Annotated in this window: 1 pseudogene; it reads left to right on the top strand. The window is 71.8% G+C overall.

The annotated features are described in order from the left end of the window. The first annotated feature begins 179 nt into the window (after nucleotides 1–179). Nucleotides 180–702 (top strand): annotated as a pseudogene (locus ACVOLI_RS20495) (acyl-CoA thioesterase). Nucleotides 703–856: the final 154 nt, after the last annotated feature.

Raw genomic sequence — 856 nt, 5'->3', positions numbered from 1 at the left:
CCCCCCCCCCCCCCCCCCCCCCCCCCCCCCCCCCCCCCCCCCCCCCCCCCCCCCCCCCCCCCCCCCCCCCCCCCCCCCCCCCCCCCCCCCCCCCCCCCCCCCCACTACAGTTGGGGCCGCCGATATCGCTTGCACGCCGGCTGGAGTAGCCTGCTGGTCCCGCAACCGCAGTAACCGCCATGAGCGAACACAAAGCCCACCAGCTGTCGATGACCGTCCTGATGTCGCCGGAGATGGCCAACTTCTCCGGCAAGGTCCACGGCGGCGCGATCCTGCGCCTGCTCGACCAGGTCGCCTACGCCTGCGCCAGCCGCTATGCCGGCAACTACGTGGTGACGCTATCAGTGGACCAGGTGACCTTCCGCCAACCGATTGCCGTAGGCGAGCTGGTGACCTTCCTGGCCTCGGTCAACTTCACCGGCAATTCGTCGATGGAAGTCGGCAATCAAGGTCGTGGCCGAAGACATCCGCAAAGGCGCGGTGCGCCACGCCAACAGCTGTTTCTTCACCATGGTGGCAGTCGACGATGACGGCCGGCCGACGCCGGTGCCATCGCTGCAGCCGGAAACCAGCGATGAAAAGCGTCGCTTCGCTGCCGCGCAGATCCGCCGCCAGCTGCGCCAGGAGATGGAGCAGCGGCACCTGGAGCTGCTGCAGAGCAATCCGTCGGGTGAAGCGGATTTGTCGGTGCCGACCGCCTAGGTCTGTTGTGGGAGCGGCGTGAGCCGCGAAGCTGACAATGCACCCGATCTCTGTAGTGGGGGGGGGGGGGGGGGGGGGGGGGGGGGGGGGGGGGGGCGCCGCGCGCGAGGGGCGGGGCGGAAACCCCCCGGGAGGGGGGGGGGGGGGGCGGGCC

The organism is Stenotrophomonas sp. STEN029, from assembly GCF_056760015.1.
Note: the sequence above shows the minus strand (reverse complement) of the source record. Positions and strands in the feature narration are given on the sequence as shown.